Raw genomic sequence first — 18,450 nt, forward strand, 5'->3', positions numbered from 1 at the left:
CTGGCGACGGGGTCGGCGGACCGTCCGGCGCGCGATGGCGACCGGGTCGCACCACGGTGTCCCCCACGAGGTCCACCGGACCCACGGGCCCCTGCGATCCGTCGGGACCGGGGAGCTGTGGACGGACGACGGTGTCGGCGACGGCAGACGCGACCCGGTCGTCATCGCCAGGACGGTCGTCGACGCCGAGACGGTCGTCAACGCTGACGCCGGGACGGTCGCCATCGCTGCGGTGGCTCGCGGCCACCGGGCGCGCACGGACCACCGTGTCGTCGACGTCGTCCTCGCGCACCGGCTCTCCCACCATGGTCACCCCACCGTAGACGATCCGGTCCGCCCCGCGGGACTCCCCCACCACGCAGGTGCGCATCCGGCGCGGACCGAACGGAGCACGAGCCAGGCGAACGGGTCGTCCGGACGGGTGTCGATCGCGTGCCGGGCCCGGACCTCGGCGCGAGCGGACGACCCGACGGCCCAGGCGCACCACGACCCGAGGGCGAGCGCTCCGGCAGCGCCGATCGCGACGTCTCCGGGAGGGGCACCGTCGGCGCGCCAGACGCGCCACGCAGACGCGCACCGGTCGCCGGCGAGGCGTACCCGGGCGCGGTCGGGGGCTGGACCAGATCCGCCCAGTGCCGGGGGCGTCGGGTCGTGGAAGGGGTCGAACGGGGCCACTCGGCGTGGGTCCGGTGCGCCCCGGGCCGCGAGGAAGCGGATCATCGCGAAGCGGGTGGCCAGTGCGCCGCACGCCGTGGCGACGACGATCGCCCGACGGCGATCGAGCTCGTCCGGTGCCGCTCCGTCACCGCGCGGTGCCGCGACCAGCGCGGCGCACGCGGCGCGGAGCGTGACGGCTGCCGCGATCTCGCGCGGGTAGCGGATCAGGGTGGAGGGGTGTCCGTGTCTCGTCGAGGTCATGCACGAGATCGTGACGCAGGACGGGCCTCCAGGCCGGGCCGACGAGTTGTCTGTGGACGCCGGTCCGAGCAAGCCGCGCTGTGCAGGAGGGGAAGGGTGACGTCACCGAGCGCGCTGTGGCTGCCCGCAGCGGTCAGGCTCGGACCGGCTCGAGGCTCTCGGCGACCAGGTCCCAGCCGTCCGCCGTCCGCTCGACCGCGACGCCGTGTTCCTCGGCCCAGGCCACCAGGTCGTCCATGTCCGCGACGTCCGGCGCTGAACGCCCGAGCAGCGACACCAGACGACCCTTCGCGGTCTTGTTCCAGTGGTTCAGCGCCGTGCGGCGACCGCCGGCACCGATGCTCACCACGCGGAGCACGACCGCGTCCGACACCGGACCGAGCGCCCGGTACCCCTCCGACCGCAGGTCGAGGACGAGGCCGCTCGACCGCGTCGCGAGCGCCCTGGCGGCTGCATCAGGCCAGTGCTTCGCGAGACGCAGTGCGCCGAGTCGTGAGTCGTGCGACAGGCGGTACGCCGGGATCCGGTCCCCGGCACCGACCGGACCGAACATCGCGGACTGCACCACGACGTGGTCCGCCCACCACCGGGTGGTGGCCTGGTCCGCCGACGCCGCCTCGAGCGGGTCGTAGAGGACCCCGGTGTACCGCTCGATCGCCGGCAGCGTCGGTGCCCCGTCGAGCGCCAGGTTCCGGAAGCGCTCCGCGATCGACCTCGGGCCGAGCTTCAGTGCCGTCCGAGCGGTGGACTCCTCGGAACTGACGGAGCGGGCCGCGGTGATCACCGCGGCCCGCTCGTCGGCCAGTTCCGGGAACGACAGCGCACCCAGGTCGAGGGTTCGTGTCGGATCCCCGCCCTCCCGCTTCGTCTCGGACGGCGGGAGGAGGACGGTCAGTCCGGTCAGGACGCCAGCGCGGCCTGCCGCGCCACGATCGTGACCGTGTCGTGCTCGACCGACAGGAAGCCGTCCTCGGCATCCGCCGTCACCGTCGAGCCATCGGCTCGGGTGATGCGGACTTGACCCTGCGCGAGGGTGGCGAGCAGCGGCTCGTGCCCTGCGAGGATACCGATCTGGCCCTCCGTCGTGCGTGCCACGACCATGGTGGCGTCGCCCGTCCAGACCTCACGGTCCGCCGAGACGACGCTCACGGTGAGTGCCGCCATGTCAGCGGTTCTCCTTCTGGATCTGCGCCCACTTCTCTTCGACGTCGTTGATGCCACCGACGTTGAAGAAGGCCTGCGTGGCCACGTGGTCGAACTCGCCGTCGGCGATCGCGCGGAAGGACTCGATCGTGTCCTTCAGCGGGACCGTCGAACCCTCGACGCCCGTGAACTTCTTGGCCATGTAGGTGTTCTGCGAGAGGAACTGCTGGATGCGACGTGCGCGCTCCACCGTGATCTTGTCCTCTTCGGAGAGCTCGTCGACACCGAGGATCGCGATGATCTCCTGCAGCTCCTTGTTCTTCTGCAGGATCTGCTTGACGCGGGTCGCGGTCTCGTAGTGGTCAGCACCCAGGTACCGGGGGTCCATGATCCGCGACGTGGAGGTCAGCGGGTCGATGGCCGGGTACAGACCCTGCGACGCGATCTCACGGGAGAGCTCGGTCGTGGCGTCGAGGTGCGCGAACGTGGTCGCCGGGGCCGGGTCGGTGTAGTCGTCAGCCGGCACGTAGATCGCCTGCAGCGAGGTGATCGAGTGGCCACGCGTCGAGGTGATGCGCTCCTGGAGCACACCCATCTCGTCGGCGAGGTTCGGCTGGTAGCCCACCGCGGACGGCATGCGACCGAGCAGCGTGGAGACCTCGGAACCGGCCTGCGTGAAGCGGAAGATGTTGTCGATGAAGAGGAGCACGTCCTGCTTCTGGACGTCGCGGAAGTACTCCGCCATCGTCAGCGCCGACAGGGCCACGCGCAGGCGCGTTCCCGGCGGCTCGTCCATCTGGCCGAACACGAGGGCGGTCTTGTCGAAGACGCCCGCCTCTTCCATCTCACCGATGAGGTCGTTGCCCTCACGGGTGCGCTCACCGACACCGGCGAACACCGAGACACCACCGTGGTCCTGCGCGACGCGCTGGATCATCTCCTGGATGAGGACCGTCTTGCCGACGCCCGCACCACCGAAGAGGCCGATCTTGCCACCCTGCACGTACGGCGTGAGGAGGTCGATCGACTTGATGCCGGTCTCGAACATGGTGGTCTTCGACTCGAGCTGGTCGAAGGCCGGGGCCTTGCGGTGGATCGGCCAACGCTCGGTGATCTCGAGCTTCTCGTCGGTGTTCAGCACGTTGCCGAGCACGTCGAAGACCTTGCCCTTGGTGACGTCACCGACGGGCACCGAGATCGGAGCGCCCGAGTCACGGACCTCCTGGCCACGGACGAGACCGTCGGTCGGCTTCAGCGAGATGGCGCGGACGAGGTCGTCGCCCAGGTGCTGCGCGACCTCGAGGCCGATCTCCTGCGACTGGTCACCGATGGTGATCGTCGTGAAGAGGAGGCTGTAGATGTCGGGGATGGCGTCGTGCGGGAACTCGATGTCGACGACGGGACCCGTGACACGGGCGATCCGTCCGACACCGGGCGCCGACGACGTCTCGACCGCGGTGGTGGCGGTGTCGGTCATGGCGTGTGCCTTCCTGAGGGGTGGTGTCTGTCCGCGAGCGTTCGCGGACTACTTCTTCTTCGACGAGAGGGCGTCGGCGCCGCCGACGATCTCGGAGATCTGCTGGGTGATCTCGGCCTGACGCGCGTTGTTCGCGAGCCGGGTGAACTCGTTGATGAGCGAGTCGGCGTTGTCGCTCGCGGACTTCATCGCCTTCTGACGGGCGGCGTGCTCGGAAGCGGCCGACTGCAGCATGGCGTTGAAGATGCGGCTCTCGATGTACACCGGGAGCAGCGCGTCGAGGACGGCGTCGGCGTCGGGCTCGAACTCGTAGAGCGGAAGGGGCTCGCCGTCCGACGGCTCCTCCACACCCTCGACGACCTCGAGCGGGAGCAGGCGCACGACCTGGGGCTCCTGCGTCGCGAGGCTGAGGAAGCGGTTGAACACGATGTGGATCTCGTCCACGCCGCCCTCGGCCGTGTCCTGGAGGAACTTCGACACGACCGCGTCGCCGATCTCCTTCGCCGTCGAGAACTCGGGCTGGTCGGTCCCGCCGACCCACTGCCGCTCGGAGTCGAGCTCACGGAAGGTGAAGTACCCGACGGCCTTGCGACCGACGAGGTAGAACACCACGTCCTTGCCCTCGCTGCGGAGCAGGGAGGCGAGCTCCTCGCCCTGCTTGAGGACGTTCGAGCTGAACGCACCGTTCAGACCGCGGTCCGACGTGAAGAGCACCACGGCGGCACGGGTCGACGACTCGGGTTCGGTGGTCAGCACGTGGTCGACGTTCGAGAACGTCGCCACGGCCGACACGGCCCGCGTCACGGCCCGCGAGTACGGACCGGACGCGGCCATGCGCGCCTGTGCCTTCTGGATCCGCGACGCCGAGATCAGCTCCATCGCGCGGGTGACCTTCTTCGTGGTCTTCGCCGACTTGATGCGCTGTCGGTAGACCCGGACCTGTGCCGCCATCTAGCGACGACCCTTGACGATCTGCTCCTGGTCGACGTCCTCGGCGTCCGCCGCGTCGAACGACTCCGAGCCGAGCGTCTTGCCGTCGCTCGTCTGGAAGCCCTTCGTGAAGGCGTCGATCTCGCGGTCCATCGCGGCGACGGTCTCGTCGCTGAGCTGATTGGTCTCGCGCAGCGTGGTCAGCACGTCCGAGTTGCGACGCAGGTGCTCGAGCAGCTCGGCCTCGAAGCGGAGCACGTCGGAGACGGGCACCTCGTCGAGCTTGCCGTTCGTGCCGGCCCAGATCGAGACGACCTGCTCCTCGACCGGGTACGGCGAGTACTGCGGCTGCTTGAGGAGCTCGGTCAGACGCGCACCGCGGTCGAGCTGTCGACGCGACGCCTGGTCGAGGTCGGACGCGAACATCGCGAACGCTTCGAGGGAGCGGTACTGCGCCAGCTCGAGCTTGAGCGTGCCGGAGACCTTCTTGATCGACTTGACCTGTGCGTCGCCGCCGACGCGGGACACCGAGATGCCCACGTCGACCGCCGGACGCTGGTTCGCGTTGAAGAGGTCCGACTGCAGGAAGATCTGGCCGTCGGTGATCGAGATCACGTTGGTCGGGATGTACGCCGACACGTCGTTCGCCTTGGTCTCGATGATCGGCAGACCCGTCATCGAACCGGCGCCGAGGTCGTCGGACAGCTTCGCGCAACGCTCCAGCAGACGGGAGTGCAGGTAGAAGACGTCACCCGGGTACGCCTCGCGGCCCGGCGGACGACGCAGGAGGAGCGACACCGCACGGTAGGCCTCGGCCTGCTTCGACAGGTCGTCGAAGATGATCAGGACGTGCTTGCCGCCGTACATCCAGTGCTGGCCGATGGCCGAGCCGGTGTAGGGGGCGAGGTACTTGAAGCCGGCCGGGTCGGAGGCCGGCGCGGCGACGATGGTGGTGTACTCCATCGCACCGGCGTCCTCGAGCGCACCCTTGACGGAGGCGATCGTGGAGCCCTTCTGACCGATCGCGACGTAGATGCAGCGGACCTGCTTCTCGGCGTCGCCCGACTCCCAGTTGGCCTTCTGGTTGATGATCGTGTCGATCGCGATGGCCGTCTTGCCGGTCTGGCGGTCGCCGATGATCAGCTGACGCTGACCGCGGCCGACGGGGATCATCGCGTCGATGGCCTTGATGCCCGTCTGGAGCGGCTCGTGGACCGACTTGCGGGACATGACGCCCGGGGCCTGGAGCTCGAGGGCACGACGACCCTCGGCCTGGATCTCGCCGAGACCGTCGATCGGGTTGCCGAGCGGGTCGACCACGCGGCCGAGGAAGCCGTCGCCGACCGGGGCCGAGAGGACCTCGCCGGTCCGCGTGACTTCCTGGCCCTCTTCGATGCCGGCGAACTCGCCGAGCACGATGGCGCCGATCTCGTCCTCGTCGAGGTTCTGCGCGAGACCCAGGGTCCCGTCCTCGAAGCGGATGAGCTCGTTCGCCATGACGCCGGGGAGGCCCTCGACGTGCGCGATGCCGTCGCCGGCGTCGGTGACGTGCCCGACCTCGGCCGTGGAGGCCTTCGTCGGCTCGTAGTTCGAGACGAAGTCCTTCAGGGCATCACGGATCTCATCGGGGCTGATGGTGATGTCTGCCATGGGATTTTCCTTGTTGGTTTCCGGGGCCCTTCGGCTCCGAGAGGGTGATGCTGCCCGGTGAGGGGACAGTTCCCGTTGTGGACTTGGAGGGGTCGGCTTCGACGGTACGCTCAGCCGGCGAGCTGGAGCCGGAGCTCCGACAGGCGGGTGGACACCGTGCCGTCGATGACGTCGCCACCGACCTGCACGCGCACCCCGCCGACGACCGCGGGGTCGACGACCTGGTTGACGCTGACGTCCTTGCCGTACCGCTCGGCGATGCCGCGGGCGACACGAGCCGCCTGGCCGTCCGAGAGCGGAGCGGCGGTGATGACCGTCGCGACCACCTTGCCGGCCTGGTCGGCCACGATGCGTGACGCGTCGCGGACGATCTCACCGATGCGGCGGCCACGCGGCTGCTGCACGAGGTGCTCGAGGATCGCGGTGGTCTGCGGCGAGACCTTCGACCCGATGAGCCGCTCGACGAGCGCGCCCTTCTCCGCCGGGCTACCGAGCTTGGTGCCCAGCGCCAGCTCGAGCGCCGCGTCCGAGCGGACGGCGGTCTCGAAGGAGAACAGCTCGGCCTCGATCGACGTCTCCGACGACGCGGTACCGGCGACGGCGCGGATGCCCGCGTCCTCGATGCCGGCGAGCAGGTCCGACTGCGAGGACCAGCGCGAGCCGGCCACCGCGGTCAGCACCGCGCGCGTCGCCTCGGACTGACCGGCGAAGACGCGGTCGACGAGGACCTTCTTGCCGACGACGTCCGCGGTCGGGTCGGCCAGCAGACCGAGCAGCTGCGACGCCCCGGCGATCGCACGCCCTGCGGCGAGGATCTCGACACCCGTCCCGAGGTCGACGGACCCGCCGAGGTCGGCGAGCACCGCACGCGTCGAGGAGAGTGCTTCCCTGGTGGCGCTGCGCATGCTCAGCGCTCCCCAGCCGACTGGCCCTGCGAGGCCTCGAGGTCGGCGAGGAAGCGGTCCACGACCGCAGCCGACTTCGCGTCGTCCTTGAGCGACTCCCCGATCACGCCGGAGGCGAGGTCGAGGGCGAGGGTGCCCACCTCGCTCCGCAGCGACTGGAGCGCGCTCTGACGCTCGGCCTCGATCTGCGCCTGCGCGTTGGCGGTGATGCGTGCTGCATCGGCCTGCGCCTGCTCGCGGACCTCGTTGCCGATCGCGGTCGCGTCGGCACGGGCCTGCTCACGGATGCGCGAGGCTTCGGCACGCGCGTCCGCGAGCTGCTTGTTGTACTCGTCGAGTGCAGCGGCGGCCTGCTCCTGAGCGGCCTCCGCCTTCTTGATGCCACCCTCGATGGCCTCGGTGCGCTCATCGAGCATCTTCGTGATGCGCGGCGTCACGACGCGCCACATCACGAGGAAGATGATGACGAAGGCCACCGCGGACCACACGATGTCGTACACCGGTGGGATCAGCGGATTGTGGGTCTCCTCCGCCGCGATGATGAGTGCAGTCTGCATCGAGAAGCCTTAGTTGGTGAAGATGAAGTACGTCGCGATACCGATGAAGGCCAGGGCCTCCGTGAAGGCGATACCGATGTACATGAGGGTCGTCAGGCGGCCCTGGAGCTCGGGCTGGCGAGCGACGGACTCGATCGTCTTGCCGACGACGATGCCGACGCCGATGGCCGGGCCGATCGCAGCGAGGCCGTAGCCAACCGTCGCGATGTTGCCGTTGATCTCCGCGAGAACGGTCGTTGCGTCCACGTGTTTTCCTTTCGAGTGCGGCCCGACGGATGTCGTGCCGTATGGGGGTCAGAAGGGGTCGGTCAGTGCTCGTCAGCCAGCGCGAGCTGGATGTACACCGCGGTCAGGAGCATGAAGACGTACGCCTGGAGCAGAGCGACGAGGATCTCGAAGAAGCTGAACGCGATGCCGAACGCCAGGGTCCCGATGCCGAACAGCTTGAACAGGCTGTCGGCGTCGAAGAAGAAGAACCAGGTGGCCGAGAAGAAGAGCACCAGCAGGAGGTGACCGACGACCATGTTCATGAGCAGTCGCAGCGTCAGCGTCACCGGACGGAGCACGAAGGTCGAGACGAGCTCGATCGGCGTCACGATGATGTAGAGGTACCACGGCACACCGGGCGGGAAGAGCGCGTTCCGGAGGAACGTGCCCGGGTGCTTGCGCAGACCCGCGTAGATGAACGCGACGTACGCGACGATCGCGAGGATCATCGGCATCGCGATGCGGCTCGTGCCGGCGATGTTCATGAACGGGATGAGACCCGTCAGGTTCATGAACAGGACACCGAAGAAGATGGTCGCGAGGAGCGGCAGGAAGCGCTTGCCGTCCTTCTCACCCAGGTTGTCGAAGGTGTTGCGACGGACGACGTCGAACGCGTACTCGATGAAGGCCTGGCCGCGGTTCGGGACCAGCTTCAGAGCGCGCGTCCCGACGAACGCGAAGACGAGCAGCACGGCCACCGCGAACAAGCGGATGAGGACGATGCGGTCCATCTCGATCGGGGTCCCGGCGAAGAGGATCGGGTCCGGGAAGAACTCGTTGATCGACGGACCATGGAATTCGGCGGCCTTGCTGCTCCCCGCCGCCACGGCGTTACCCGCGGCGGTGAGGGACAGGGGAAGAGCGTGGGATAGCAGCGCTGTCTCCTGTGTCGGCGCGCGCAACACGGCACGCGATGGTGGACTTTGTGGAGGCTCGTCCGCTCCGAGCGATGCTCCGGACGCGGACTTCGAGAAGCCTATCAGGTGCGAGAGGCTTCTCGGGCTCTCAGGGGCGGAGGGTGTCGTTCCCAGCCGCGGCGGAGCCACCGGAGCCGTCGCCGGGCAGGCTGACCCCGATCGGGATGCGGGCCTTCGCGACCGCCACGACGTCGATCACGAGGGAACCGACGACCCCGACGATGATCACGACGGCGAGCACGGGGAAGTCGACCCAGGCACGGTCGCGCAGGGCGATGAGGACGACCAGGAAGAGCACGAACTTCAGGATCCAGGTGCCCATCACGATGCCGAAGAAGGCGCCGGAGATCATCTGCCCCTTCGACACCCGCAGGGCGACGAGCACGGACACCGCGGTGAGCCCGAGGAACACCACGCTGAGGACGGCGCCGAGCAGACCGCCGGCGAGCCCCGGGCCACCGGCGACGAGGAGCCCGACGACTCCCCCGACGACGGCCAGCGCGACGGCGAGGACGGCCGCCCAGAGGAGGATCCGGCGGAACACCGGCCGGACGTGGTCGAGGGCGTTCGGTGCGGTCACGAGGGGTCTCCAGGGATCGAGCGGTCGTTGGCGGCACGGTCGAGCGGGTCGAGGCTCGCGTCGACCACCGTGTTCGAACGGGTGGCGGCCTGCGCGGCGAACTCCGCGCGCTTCCGGCCGAGCGGGGCGAACGTCGCGATCGCGCAGACGGTGAAGCCCACCGCGACGAACGTGACGACCCAGTACCACTCCACGAACAGGAACAGCAGGCAGCCGAAGGCCACCGTGGCCGTCCACGCGTAGAAGATCAGCACGGCGTGGAAGTGCGAGTGGCCCATGTCGAGGAGCCGGTGGTGCAGGTGCTTCCGGTCGGCCGAGAAGGGCGACTTCCCGGCGCTCAGACGACGGGTCACCGCCAGGCCGAAGTCCAGGATCGGCACGATCAGGATCGCGAACGGCAGCAGGATCGGGATGAACGCCGGCAGCAGCGCCTCGCGGGTCTGGATCACCGCCGGGTCGATGTTGCCCGTCACCGAGACGGCGCTCGTGGCCATCAGGAAGCCCACCAGGAGTGCGCCCGCATCGCCCATGAAGAGCTTCGCCGGGTGCCAGTTGAGGACCAGGAAGCCGCAGCACGCCCCGACGAGGACCGCGGTCAGCAACGACGGCAGGTTGAAGAAGAACTCGGTCTGCACGACGACCCGGTTGATGAAGAACGTGTAGAGGAAGAACACGCCGCCGGCGATGGTGGCGACGCCAGCGACGAGTCCGTCGAGTCCGTCGATGAAGTTCACCGCGTTCATCACGAGCACCACCGCCAGCACGGTGAAGATCAGGCTCATGTACGAGGACCCCACGCCCAGCGTGTTGCCGATCGGGAGCGAGACGATCGCCACGCCCTGCCACGCGAGGATGCCCGCTGCGATGATCTGCCCGGCGAGCTTCGTCATCCAGTCGAGGTCCCAGATGTCGTCCGCGACGCCGAGGACGACGATGATCGTCGCGCCCGCGAGCACCGCGATCACCCGCCCCGGCTCGGAGAACACCAGCCGGAAGTAGTCGGTGCCCGCGATCGACGGGAAGAGGAACCACGCCGCGAGCAGGGACACGATCACGCCGAGGTACATCGCGATGCCGCCGAGCCGCGGGGTCGGCGTCCGGTGCACGTCGCGCTCGCGCACCTTGGGGTACCAGCCGTACCGCAGGCCGAGCTTCCAGACGGCCCAGCTGCACACGAAGCTCACGACGGCCGCGATGGCCCCCGCGAGCAGGTAGTACTTCACGTGACGAGGTCGGCTCCGACGACCCGGACGACGTCCTCGTCGGCGATCACCCCGTGTCGGACGATCGTCAGCTTGCCACCCGTCGACAGCCCGGTCGCGTCGACGATCGTGGAGCCTGTGGAGGCAGCGAAGCCGTCGTGCTGGGCGAGCGGACCGCCGTCGAGGTAGACCGAGACGCTGTCGCCGAGCATGGACTCGGCCTGGTCGACGTCCATCGCGGCGGGGTCACCGGTCGAGTTCGCGGAGGAGACCGCGAGCGGTCCGACCTCCTGCAGGAGTTCGAGGGCGATCCGCGAGTCGGGCATGCGCAGGGCGACGGTGCCCCGGGTCTCCCCCAGGTCCCAGTCGAGCGACGGCTGCGCACGGAGGATCACGGTCAGGCCGCCGGGCCAGAACTCGTCGACGAGGTCCCGGACCTGCTGCGGGATGTCGGTCGCGAGCGCCTCGAGCGTCGGCGGGCCCGGGATGAGCACGGGCGGCGGCGACTGGCGGGTCCGGCCCTTCGCGTCGAGCAGGCGCTGGACGGCGCTCGCACTGAAGGCGTCCGCCGCGACGCCGTAGACGGTGTCGGTGGGGACGACGACGAGTTCACCCCGTCCGAGCGCGGCACGTGCGAGCCGCATCCCGGTCAGGAGCCCGTCGGGGTCGGTGCAGTCGTATCGGGAGGCCATGACTCGACGATGATAGTGCGCCACAATGGTCGCATCGTGAACGAGACGCCCGCGCCCCGACTCCTGTTCCTCTTCGACATGGACGAGGTGCTCGTCCGGTACGACTGGCGGGTCCGCATGGCAGCCCTCGCCGAGTACACGGGGCACACCTTCGAGGAGCTCCGACGCCGCTGGTGGGACTGCGGCGACGAGGCCCGCGCGGAGGCCGGGCACTTCACCGACGGTGACGCGTACCTGGCCGCGTTCGCCGAGGCGATGGGCTGCGCGGTGCCCGAGACCGACTGGGCCCGCATCCGTGGCGCGGCGATGACCGAGCTGCCCGAGCGGATCGAGGCCGTGCGGATCGCTGCCGAGCACGGCCGGGTCGGCCTGCTCACGAACAACGGCCCGCTGGCCGGTCGGTGGATCGGGCGCTGGGCGCCGTCCCTGCCCCCGCTCTTCGGCGAGCACCTCGACACGACGAGCAACTTCGGCGCACGGAAGCCCGAGCCCGAGGTGTTCGAGCGCGCCCTCGCCCACCACGGTGTCCCCGCCGAGCGCGCGTTCTTCGCCGACGACATGCCGGTGAACGTCGAGGCCGCCCGTGCGCTCGGCATCCACGCGGTCCTGGTCGAGGAGCACACCGACCTGCGCGAGGCGGTGCGGGCGTTCGTCGCCGCGCAGGCGCGGGTCGCCACCGTCTGACCCACCGCTTCCGCAACACGCAACGCGAGCGTTTCCTCGCAGCGAGGTACCGCTGCGCGGATCCGTCGACGTTGCGTTCCGCGGGCAGGCCGGCCGGGAGGCGCGGGGAGCGCCCGACTACCGGGTCGCGGTGGTCGTGCGGTCGCGACCCGTCAGGTCGACGTGGGTCTCCGGGGACCGGAACCCCCGCCGCGCGAGCACGTCGCGCACGCCGGCGCCCTGCTGCTCGGCGTGCTCGATGACGAGGAGCCCGCCCGGCACGAGGAGCCGCCAGGCCGTCTCGGTGAGGGCCCGGACGGCGTCGAGGCCGTCCGCTCCCCCGTACAGCGCGAGCGCCGGGTCGTGGTCGCGGACCTCGGGATCGACGGGCACCATGTCGTCGGGAACGTACGGCGGGTTCGACACGACCACGGAGACCGTGCCGTCCAGCTCGGGCAGCGCGTCTGCGAGGTCGCCCTCGACGAGCCGGACCGTGCCACCGTGGGCGACCACGTTGCGCCGGGTCCAGGGCAACGCCTCGGGCGACCGCTCGACGGCGTACACGACCGCGTTCGGCACCTCGGTGTCCATCGCGATCGCGATCGCCCCGCTGCCCGAGCCCAGGTCGACCGCCACCGGTTCCGGCACGGCCGTGGCCCGGAGCGCGTCGATGCCGAACTGCACGACGCCCTCGGTCTCGGGTCGGGGCACGAAGACGCCAGGCCCGACCGACAGGGTCAGCGCGCGGAAGTGCGCCTCGCCCGTGATGTGCTGCAGCGGCTCGCGGGTGGTCCGACGGGCGACCGCGTGACGGAAGCGCTCGACGTGCTCCCCCGCGATCGCCCCGCCGGTCAGTGCGCGGGCCTGCACGGCACCGCGCGACGTGTCCGTCGCCCAGGCGAGCAGGAGTTCGGCGTCCACGCGCGGGGTCGGGACCCCGTGCGCGACGAGCGCAACGGTCGCTTCGTCCAGGAGGCGATCCGCTGCGGTCGTGGGCCGGGTGTCGGTGGTGATCCGTGCCTCCCGTGCGGGTCTAGGCGTCCTGGTCGCCGATGGCGGCCAGGCGTGCCTCTTCGTCCGCCGAGATGGCGGACTGGATGACGGGCTCGAGCGCACCGTTCATCACGCGGTCCAGGTCGTACGCCTTGTAGCCGGTGCGGTGGTCCGCGATCCGGTTCTCCGGGAAGTTGTACGTGCGGATGCGCTCTGAACGGTCCATGCCGCGGATCTGCGACTTGCGCGCGTCCGAGGCGATGGCGTCGAGTTCCTCCTGCTGGCGGGCCAGGATGCGGGCACGCAGCACGCGCATGCCGGCCTCGCGGTTCTGCAGCTGCGACTTCTCGTTCTGCATCGCCACCGTGATGCCCGTGGGCAGGTGGGTGATGCGGACCGCGGAGTCCGTCGTGTTGACGGACTGGCCGCCGGGGCCCGACGACCGGTAGACGTCGATCTTGAGGTCGTTCTGGTTGATCTGGACCTCCTCCGGCTCGTCCACCTCGGGGAACACCAGCACGCCGGTGGTCGAGGTGTGGATGCGCCCCTGCGACTCGGTCGCCGGCACACGCTGGACGCGGTGCACGCCGCCCTCGTACTTCAGGTGCGCCCAGACGCCCTGGGACGGGTCGGTCGCGTTCGACTTGATCGCGACCTGGACGTCCTTGTAGCCGCCGAGGTCGGACTCGGTGCGCTCGAGGAGCTCGACCTTCCACCCCTTCGTCTCGGCGTAGTGCGAGTACATGCGCAGGAGGTCGGCCGCGAAGAGCGCCGACTCCTCGCCGCCCTCGCCGCCCTTGATCTCCATGATGACGTCACGGCCGTCGTCCGGGTCCCGTGGGATGAGCAGCCGCCGGAGGCGCTCCTGGCGCTCCGACAGCTGCTCCTGGAGCGCCGGGACCTCGTCCGCGAACGCCTCGTCCTCGCGGGCGAGCTCCTGGGCGGCGGCGAGGTCGTCCCCCGCCGCCTGCCAGGCCTCGTACGCCGACTTGATCTGGTTGAGCTCGGCGTAGCGCCGGTTCACCTTCTTCGCGCGGGCCGCATCGGCGTGGAGCGCGGGGTCCGACAGCTGTTGCGTCAGGTCCTCGTGTTCCGCCAGCAGCCCAGCCACCGACTCGAACACGCGTTACTCCTGGTGGCCGCTGCCGTGGTGACCGTTGGTCGCCGGCACCGACTTCTGGATCTGGACCAGGAACTCGACGTTCGACTGGGTCTCCTTGAGGTTCCGGAGGACCACGTCGAGCGCCTGCTGCGGGTCGAGCCCCGCGAGTGCCCGGCGCAGGCGCCAGGTGATCGCGACCTCGTCGGCGGAGAGCAGCTGCTCCTCGCGACGGGTGCCGGACGCGTTGATGTCGACGGCCGGGAAGATCCGCTTGTCGGCGAGGTGACGGTTGAGGCGGAGCTCCATGTTGCCGGTGCCCTTGAACTCCTCGAAGATCACCTCGTCCATCTTCGAGCCGGTCTCGACGAGCGCGGTCGCGAGGATGGTCAGCGAGCCGCCGTCCTCGATGTTGCGCGCGGCGCCGAAGAAGCGCTTCGGCGGGTACAGCGCCGCCGAGTCCACGCCACCCGAGAGCACGCGGCCGGAGGCCGGCGTCGCCAGGTTGTAGGCGCGGCCGAGGCGGGTGATCGAGTCGAGCAGCACGACGACGTCGTGGCCGAGCTCGACGAGGCGCTTCGCACGCTCGATGGCGAGCTCGGCGACCGTCGTGTGGTCCTCGGCGGGCCGGTCGAAGGTCGAGGCGATGACCTCGCCCTTCACCGAGCGCTGCATGTCGGTGACCTCTTCGGGCCGCTCGTCCACCAGGACGACCATGAGGTGCGCCTCGGGGTTGTTCTTCGCGATCGCGTTCGCGATGGCCTGCAGCACGACGGTCTTGCCGGCCTTGGGCGGCGAGACGATGAGACCGCGCTGGCCCTTGCCGATCGGCGCGACGAGGTCGATGATCCGCGTCGAGATCTTCTGCGGCTCGGTCTCGAGGCGCAGGCGCTCGTTCGGGTACAGCGGCGTGAGGTCCTGGAAGTCGACGCGCGCGGCGGCCTCGTCGGCGGTCTGCCCGTTGACGGTGTCGACCTTGACGAGCGCGTTGTACTTCTGACGGCTCTGCTGCTCGTTGTCCCGCGGCTGCTTGATCGCACCGACGACCGCGTCGCCCTTGCGCAGGTGGTACTTCTTCACCTGACCGAGGGACACGTAGACGTCGCTCGGGCCGGGCAGGTAGCCGGTCGTACGGACGAACGCGTAGTTGTCGAGCACGTCGAGGATGCCCGCGATCGGGATCAGGACGTCGTCCTCGGTGATCTCCGGCTCGAAGTCGTCGTTCTGGCCGCCACGGCCGCGCTTGCGGTCGCGCTGACGGCGACCGCGGCCGCTCTCGGCCTCGTCGACGTTCTGCTGCTGGCCGTTCTGCTTCTGCTGGCCGTTCTGCTTCGGCTGCTGGCGGTCGTCCTGCTTGGCGTCACCGGACTTCTGCTCGTCCTGCTTGCCGCCCTGCTTCTGCTGCTGGCCGTTCTGCTGGCCCTGCTGCTGGCCGTTCTGCTGCTCGCCGTTCTGCTGCGCACCGTTCTGCTGCTCGCCGGCGTCCGCGTTCTGCCCGCGACCGCGGCCGCGGCCACGGCTGCGACGACCGCGACGCGAGCCGCCCTCGCCCTGCTGGTCGGACTGGTCGTCCTGCTCGGGTGCGGACGTGGGCTGGTCGGCGGACGCGGTGCGTGCCTCCTGGCCGGCGTCCTGCTGCGCGTCGTCCTGCTGACCCTGCTGCTGGGCGTCCTGGCCACCGCGGCGGCCGCGACGACGGCCGGACTGCGCGGCCTCCTCGGCGTCCTTCTCGGCGCGGACCTGGTCGAGGCCCGCGAGGAGGTCCTCGGTGCCGGTGTGCCCGTGGTTGGTGTGCTCGGCGGCCGAGGTCGGCTCGGCGGTCACGGTGCCGCTCGACGAGGCACGGCGCGACCGACGACCACGCGCGGGCTGCTCGGGCTCGGCGGGGGCGTCGGCGGACGGTGCCGACGTGGTCGTCGGCTCCTCGGCAGCCGGGGACGTCGTCGGAGCGGCCAGCGTCGGCTGCTCGGTGACGACGGGCTCCTCGGCGACTGCGGCGGCGCCGGCGTCGGCGGAGTCGGTGACCGCAGCGTCGTCGGCGGCCGGGCGCTTGTCCTCGATCGACGCGATGAGGTCGCCCTTGCGGAGCTTGGAGAGCCCGGTGATGCCGAGCGAGGAAGCGATGCGCTGGAGTTCCGGCAGGCGGAGCGCGCGCAGGTCGCTGGGGATCTCCACCGCGGTGGAGTCGTTGACGTTCGTCAAGGTGGGTGTTTCCTTTCGAACCGCAGAACGCGGAGAGTTTCCACCGTCCCGGCGCTGGGAATGCGCTGCGACCGTCGTTCAGACGACGGACCGGGATTCGGTGATCTGAAAGAGAGTGCCCCCGCGCACCGGACCCTGCGCCAGCGCTGATGGATCCGGTCCGGATCAGTCCGTGCGCCTACGCGGGATCGGCTTCGAGCGCCGAGTGCGGCACCACTGTAGCACCACCGAGGTCCACGGCCAGCATGAGCGCCCGCCAGTCCGACTGGGCGTGTCGCTCCACGAGGTCGGCCGCGGTGAGCCGCTGTGCCGGGTCGCTGCCGAGGACGAGGATGCTCGGTCCGGCGCCGGACACCACGGCGGCGAGGCCGTGCTGCCGGAGCAACCCGATCAGCGCGTCCGTCTCGGGCATCGCGCTGGCCCGGTACGACTGGTGCAACCGGTCCTCGGTCGCGGCGAGCAGCAACTCCGGGCTCTGGATGAGCGCGGCGACGAGCAGCGCCGAGCGGGACACGTTGAACGCGGCGTCCTCGTGCGGGACGCTGGCGGGCTGCAGGGACCGGGCGAGCTTCGTCGACAGCGTCGAGGTCGGCACGAACACCACGGGCGAGACACCGCGGTGCACGAGCAGGCGCTTGACCGCGGGTCCCTCGGCCGTCATCCAGGCGATGGTGAGGCCGCCGAAGAGCGCCGGAGCGACGTTGTCGGGGTGACCCTCCATCTCGGTGGCCAGGGTGAGCAGGGTCGAGGCGTCGAGGTCGACGACCCCCGCGAGCAGGCCCCGTGCAGCCATCAGGCCGGCGACGATCGCGGCTGCGGACGACCCCATGCCGCGGCCGTGCGCGATCGCGTTGACCGCGTGCAGCTCGAGCCCTGGTTGCTCCACACCGGCGTGCGCGAGCCCTCGGCGGACCGCCTGCACCACCAGGTTGGTGTCGTCGGTGGCGACCTCGCCGGCGCCGACGCCCTCGACCGTCACGGTGGCGCCGGGCTCGGGGCGGACGCGCACGACCACCTCGTCGTACACCGCCAGGGCCAGGCCGAGCGAGTCGAAGCCGGGACCGAGGTTCGCAGAGGTCGCCGGGACGCGCACGCGGACCGCCCGTCCGGCCGGTACAGCGATGCGGGCGGTCGTGCCCTCCCCCGGTCCGGACGAGCGGTCGAGGCTCACGCGGGGCCGACCAGTCCGAGGACCTCCGCCACCGACTTCGTGTCGACGGGCACGCTCGTCGGGGCGACCTCGCCGCCGTCCTCCGTGCGCAGGGCCCACTGCGGGTCCTTGAGGCCGTGACCGGTCACCGTGATGACGACCTTCGCGCCCTGCGGCACGACACCGGCGTCGGCCCGCTCGAGCAGACCGGCGACACCGATCGCCGACGCGGGCTCGACGAAGACGCCGACCTCGGCGGACAGGATGCGGTGCGCGGCGAGGATGCCCTCGTCGGTGATCGCACCGAAGTAGCCGTCGGTCTCGTCGCGGGCCTCGAGCGCGTACTGCCACGAGGCCGGGTTGCCGATGCGGATCGCCGAGGCGATGGTGTCCGGGTGACGGACGACCTCACCGGAGACGATCGGAGCGGAGCCGGCGGCCTGGAAGCCGAACATGCGCGGCATCCGCGTCGAGCGGCCGGCGGCGACGTCCTCGCGGTAGCCGCGCGAGTACGCGGTGTAGTTGCCCGCGTTGCCGACCGGCAGGAAGTGGAAGTCCGGCGCGTCGCCGAGGACGTCGACGACCTCGAACGCGGCGGTCTTCTGCCCCTCGATGCGGTCGTTGTTCACCGAGTTGACCAGGTGCACCGGGTAGTTGGCGGCGAGGTCGCGTGCGATGTCGAGGCAGTCGTCGAAGTTGCCCTGGACCTGCAGCAGCTGTGCGTCGTGCGCGACGGCCTGGCTGAGCTTGCCCATCGCGATCTTGCCCTCGGGGACGAGCACCGCTGCGGTGATGCCCGCGTGCGTGGCGTACGCGGCAGCCGAGGCGCTCGTGTTGCCGGTCGAGGCGCAGATGACGGCCTTCGCCCCGTGCTCGACGGCCTTCGAGATCGCCATCGTCATGCCGCGGTCCTTGAACGACCCGGTCGGGTTCATGCCCTCGTACTTGACGTAGACCTCGGCACCGGTCCGCTCGGAGAGTCGGCGCGCCGGGATGAGCGGGGTGCCGCCCTCGCCGAGGGTGACGACGGGCGTCGCCTCGGTGACGTCGAGACGGTCGGCGTACTCGCGCAGGACTCCCTGCCACTGGTGGGCCATCAGGCTCT

19 protein-coding genes are annotated in these 18,450 nt (G+C 70.2%); 1 reads left to right on the forward strand and 18 read right to left on the reverse strand.

Annotation, left to right across the window (positions count from 1 at the left end):
* Positions 1 to 309 precede the first annotated feature (309 nt).
* From QUG93_RS01630 to QUG93_RS01690, 13 genes are all read right to left on the reverse strand, one after another.
* On the reverse strand, positions 310 to 918 hold the full coding sequence (locus QUG93_RS01630) for a hypothetical protein (protein WP_289471866.1): 609 nt from the start codon (positions 916 to 918) through the stop codon (positions 310 to 312).
* Positions 919 to 1,051: 133 nt separating this feature from the next.
* Positions 1,052 to 1,822: a YaaA family protein gene (locus QUG93_RS01635; RefSeq protein WP_353067756.1), complete on the reverse strand. Its 771-nt coding sequence runs from the start codon at positions 1,820 to 1,822 to the stop codon at positions 1,052 to 1,054.
* Positions 1,819 to 2,082, reverse strand: coding sequence for a F0F1 ATP synthase subunit epsilon (locus tag QUG93_RS01640; protein WP_058729238.1), 264 nt, complete (start codon positions 2,080 to 2,082; stop codon positions 1,819 to 1,821). Before QUG93_RS01640 ends, QUG93_RS01635 begins: the two co-directional genes overlap by 4 nt.
* 1 nt (position 2,083) lies before the next feature.
* Positions 2,084 to 3,538 (reverse strand): F0F1 ATP synthase subunit beta, encoded by a 1,455-nt coding sequence (atpD, locus tag QUG93_RS01645; RefSeq protein WP_289471867.1) that lies wholly within the window; start codon positions 3,536 to 3,538, stop codon positions 2,084 to 2,086.
* Between the two features lie 48 nt (positions 3,539 to 3,586).
* Positions 3,587 to 4,489 (reverse strand): F0F1 ATP synthase subunit gamma, encoded by a 903-nt coding sequence (locus QUG93_RS01650; protein WP_289471868.1) that lies wholly within the window; start codon positions 4,487 to 4,489, stop codon positions 3,587 to 3,589.
* Positions 4,490 to 6,118, reverse strand: a complete 1,629-nt coding sequence (gene atpA / locus QUG93_RS01655; RefSeq protein WP_289471869.1) for a F0F1 ATP synthase subunit alpha — start codon at positions 6,116 to 6,118, stop codon at positions 4,490 to 4,492.
* Positions 6,119 to 6,228: 110 nt separating this feature from the next.
* Entirely contained in the window at positions 6,229 to 7,023 is a 795-nt protein-coding gene (locus QUG93_RS01660; protein ID WP_289471870.1) for a F0F1 ATP synthase subunit delta, read from the reverse strand.
* A gap of 2 nt (positions 7,024 to 7,025) precedes the next feature.
* Positions 7,026 to 7,580: a F0F1 ATP synthase subunit B gene (locus QUG93_RS01665; protein ID WP_289471871.1), complete on the reverse strand. Its 555-nt coding sequence runs from the start codon at positions 7,578 to 7,580 to the stop codon at positions 7,026 to 7,028.
* A 9-nt stretch (positions 7,581 to 7,589) separates the two neighbouring features.
* Positions 7,590 to 7,826: an ATP synthase F0 subunit C gene (atpE, locus tag QUG93_RS01670; RefSeq protein WP_027465781.1), complete on the reverse strand. Its 237-nt coding sequence runs from the start codon at positions 7,824 to 7,826 to the stop codon at positions 7,590 to 7,592.
* A 62-nt stretch (positions 7,827 to 7,888) separates the two neighbouring features.
* Positions 7,889 to 8,674: a F0F1 ATP synthase subunit A gene (atpB, locus tag QUG93_RS01675; RefSeq protein ID WP_289471872.1), complete on the reverse strand. Its 786-nt coding sequence runs from the start codon at positions 8,672 to 8,674 to the stop codon at positions 7,889 to 7,891.
* 178 nt (positions 8,675 to 8,852) lie between these two features.
* Positions 8,853 to 9,344: a Cg1360 family ATP-synthase-associated protein gene (locus tag QUG93_RS01680; RefSeq protein WP_289471873.1), complete on the reverse strand. Its 492-nt coding sequence runs from the start codon at positions 9,342 to 9,344 to the stop codon at positions 8,853 to 8,855.
* Complete coding sequence (locus QUG93_RS01685; protein WP_289471874.1) at positions 9,341 to 10,567, reverse strand: MraY family glycosyltransferase; 1,227 nt, start codon at positions 10,565 to 10,567, stop codon at positions 9,341 to 9,343. The genes QUG93_RS01680 and QUG93_RS01685 overlap by 4 nt, the downstream gene beginning before the upstream one ends.
* Positions 10,564 to 11,238 carry an L-threonylcarbamoyladenylate synthase gene (locus QUG93_RS01690; RefSeq protein ID WP_289471875.1) on the reverse strand — a complete coding sequence of 225 codons (675 nt, stop codon included), beginning with the start codon at positions 11,236 to 11,238 and terminating at the stop codon, positions 10,564 to 10,566. The genes QUG93_RS01685 and QUG93_RS01690 overlap by 4 nt, the downstream gene beginning before the upstream one ends.
* A 36-nt stretch (positions 11,239 to 11,274) precedes the next feature.
* Here QUG93_RS01690 and QUG93_RS01695 point away from each other — a divergent pair, with 36 nt between their 5' ends.
* Positions 11,275 to 11,922, forward strand: a complete 648-nt coding sequence (locus QUG93_RS01695) for an HAD family hydrolase (RefSeq protein WP_289471876.1) — start codon at positions 11,275 to 11,277, stop codon at positions 11,920 to 11,922.
* Positions 11,923 to 12,039: 117 nt separating this feature from the next.
* Here QUG93_RS01695 and prmC read toward each other — a convergent pair whose 3' ends face one another.
* The 5 genes from prmC to thrC form a co-directional block, all read right to left on the reverse strand.
* Positions 12,040 to 12,915, reverse strand: coding sequence for a peptide chain release factor N(5)-glutamine methyltransferase (gene prmC, locus QUG93_RS01700; RefSeq protein WP_434533072.1), 876 nt, complete (start codon positions 12,913 to 12,915; stop codon positions 12,040 to 12,042).
* A gap of 19 nt (positions 12,916 to 12,934) precedes the next feature.
* On the reverse strand, positions 12,935 to 14,017 hold the full coding sequence (gene prfA / locus QUG93_RS01705; RefSeq protein WP_289471877.1) for a peptide chain release factor 1: 1,083 nt from the start codon (positions 14,015 to 14,017) through the stop codon (positions 12,935 to 12,937).
* A 3-nt stretch (positions 14,018 to 14,020) separates the two neighbouring features.
* On the reverse strand, positions 14,021 to 16,195 hold the full coding sequence (gene rho / locus QUG93_RS01710; RefSeq protein ID WP_289471878.1) for a transcription termination factor Rho: 2,175 nt from the start codon (positions 16,193 to 16,195) through the stop codon (positions 14,021 to 14,023).
* Between the two features lie 178 nt (positions 16,196 to 16,373).
* Positions 16,374 to 17,318 (reverse strand): homoserine kinase, encoded by a 945-nt coding sequence (gene thrB / locus QUG93_RS01715; protein ID WP_289472060.1) that lies wholly within the window; start codon positions 17,316 to 17,318, stop codon positions 16,374 to 16,376.
* 44 nt (positions 17,319 to 17,362) lie between these two features.
* Entirely contained in the window at positions 17,363 to 18,442 is a 1,080-nt protein-coding gene (gene thrC / locus QUG93_RS01720; RefSeq protein WP_289471879.1) for a threonine synthase, read from the reverse strand.
* Between the last annotated feature and the right edge of the window lie 8 nt (positions 18,443 to 18,450).

This window comes from Curtobacterium caseinilyticum (genome assembly GCF_030363035.1).
Taxonomy (GTDB): domain Bacteria; phylum Actinomycetota; class Actinomycetes; order Actinomycetales; family Microbacteriaceae; genus Curtobacterium; species Curtobacterium caseinilyticum.

Coding starts and splice junctions, on each gene's coding strand:
- atpD (WP_289471867.1), bottom strand. CDS start 3,538: ATGACCGACACCGCCACCACCGCGGTCGAGACGTCGTCGGCGCCCGGT.
- QUG93_RS01650 (WP_289471868.1), bottom strand. CDS start 4,489: ATGGCGGCACAGGTCCGGGTCTACCGACAGCGCATCAAGTCGGCGAAG.
- thrC (WP_289471879.1), bottom strand. CDS start 18,442: ATGGCCCACCAGTGGCAGGGAGTCCTGCGCGAGTACGCCGACCGTCTC.
- QUG93_RS01690 (WP_289471875.1), bottom strand. CDS start 11,238: ATGGCCTCCCGATACGACTGCACCGACCCCGACGGGCTCCTGACCGGG.
- atpA (WP_289471869.1), bottom strand. CDS start 6,118: ATGGCAGACATCACCATCAGCCCCGATGAGATCCGTGATGCCCTGAAG.
- QUG93_RS01665 (WP_289471871.1), bottom strand. CDS start 7,580: ATGCAGACTGCACTCATCATCGCGGCGGAGGAGACCCACAATCCGCTG.
- QUG93_RS01640 (WP_058729238.1), bottom strand. CDS start 2,082: ATGGCGGCACTCACCGTGAGCGTCGTCTCGGCGGACCGTGAGGTCTGG.
- QUG93_RS01630 (WP_289471866.1), bottom strand. CDS start 918: ATGACCTCGACGAGACACGGACACCCCTCCACCCTGATCCGCTACCCG.
- QUG93_RS01660 (WP_289471870.1), bottom strand. CDS start 7,023: ATGCGCAGCGCCACCAGGGAAGCACTCTCCTCGACGCGTGCGGTGCTC.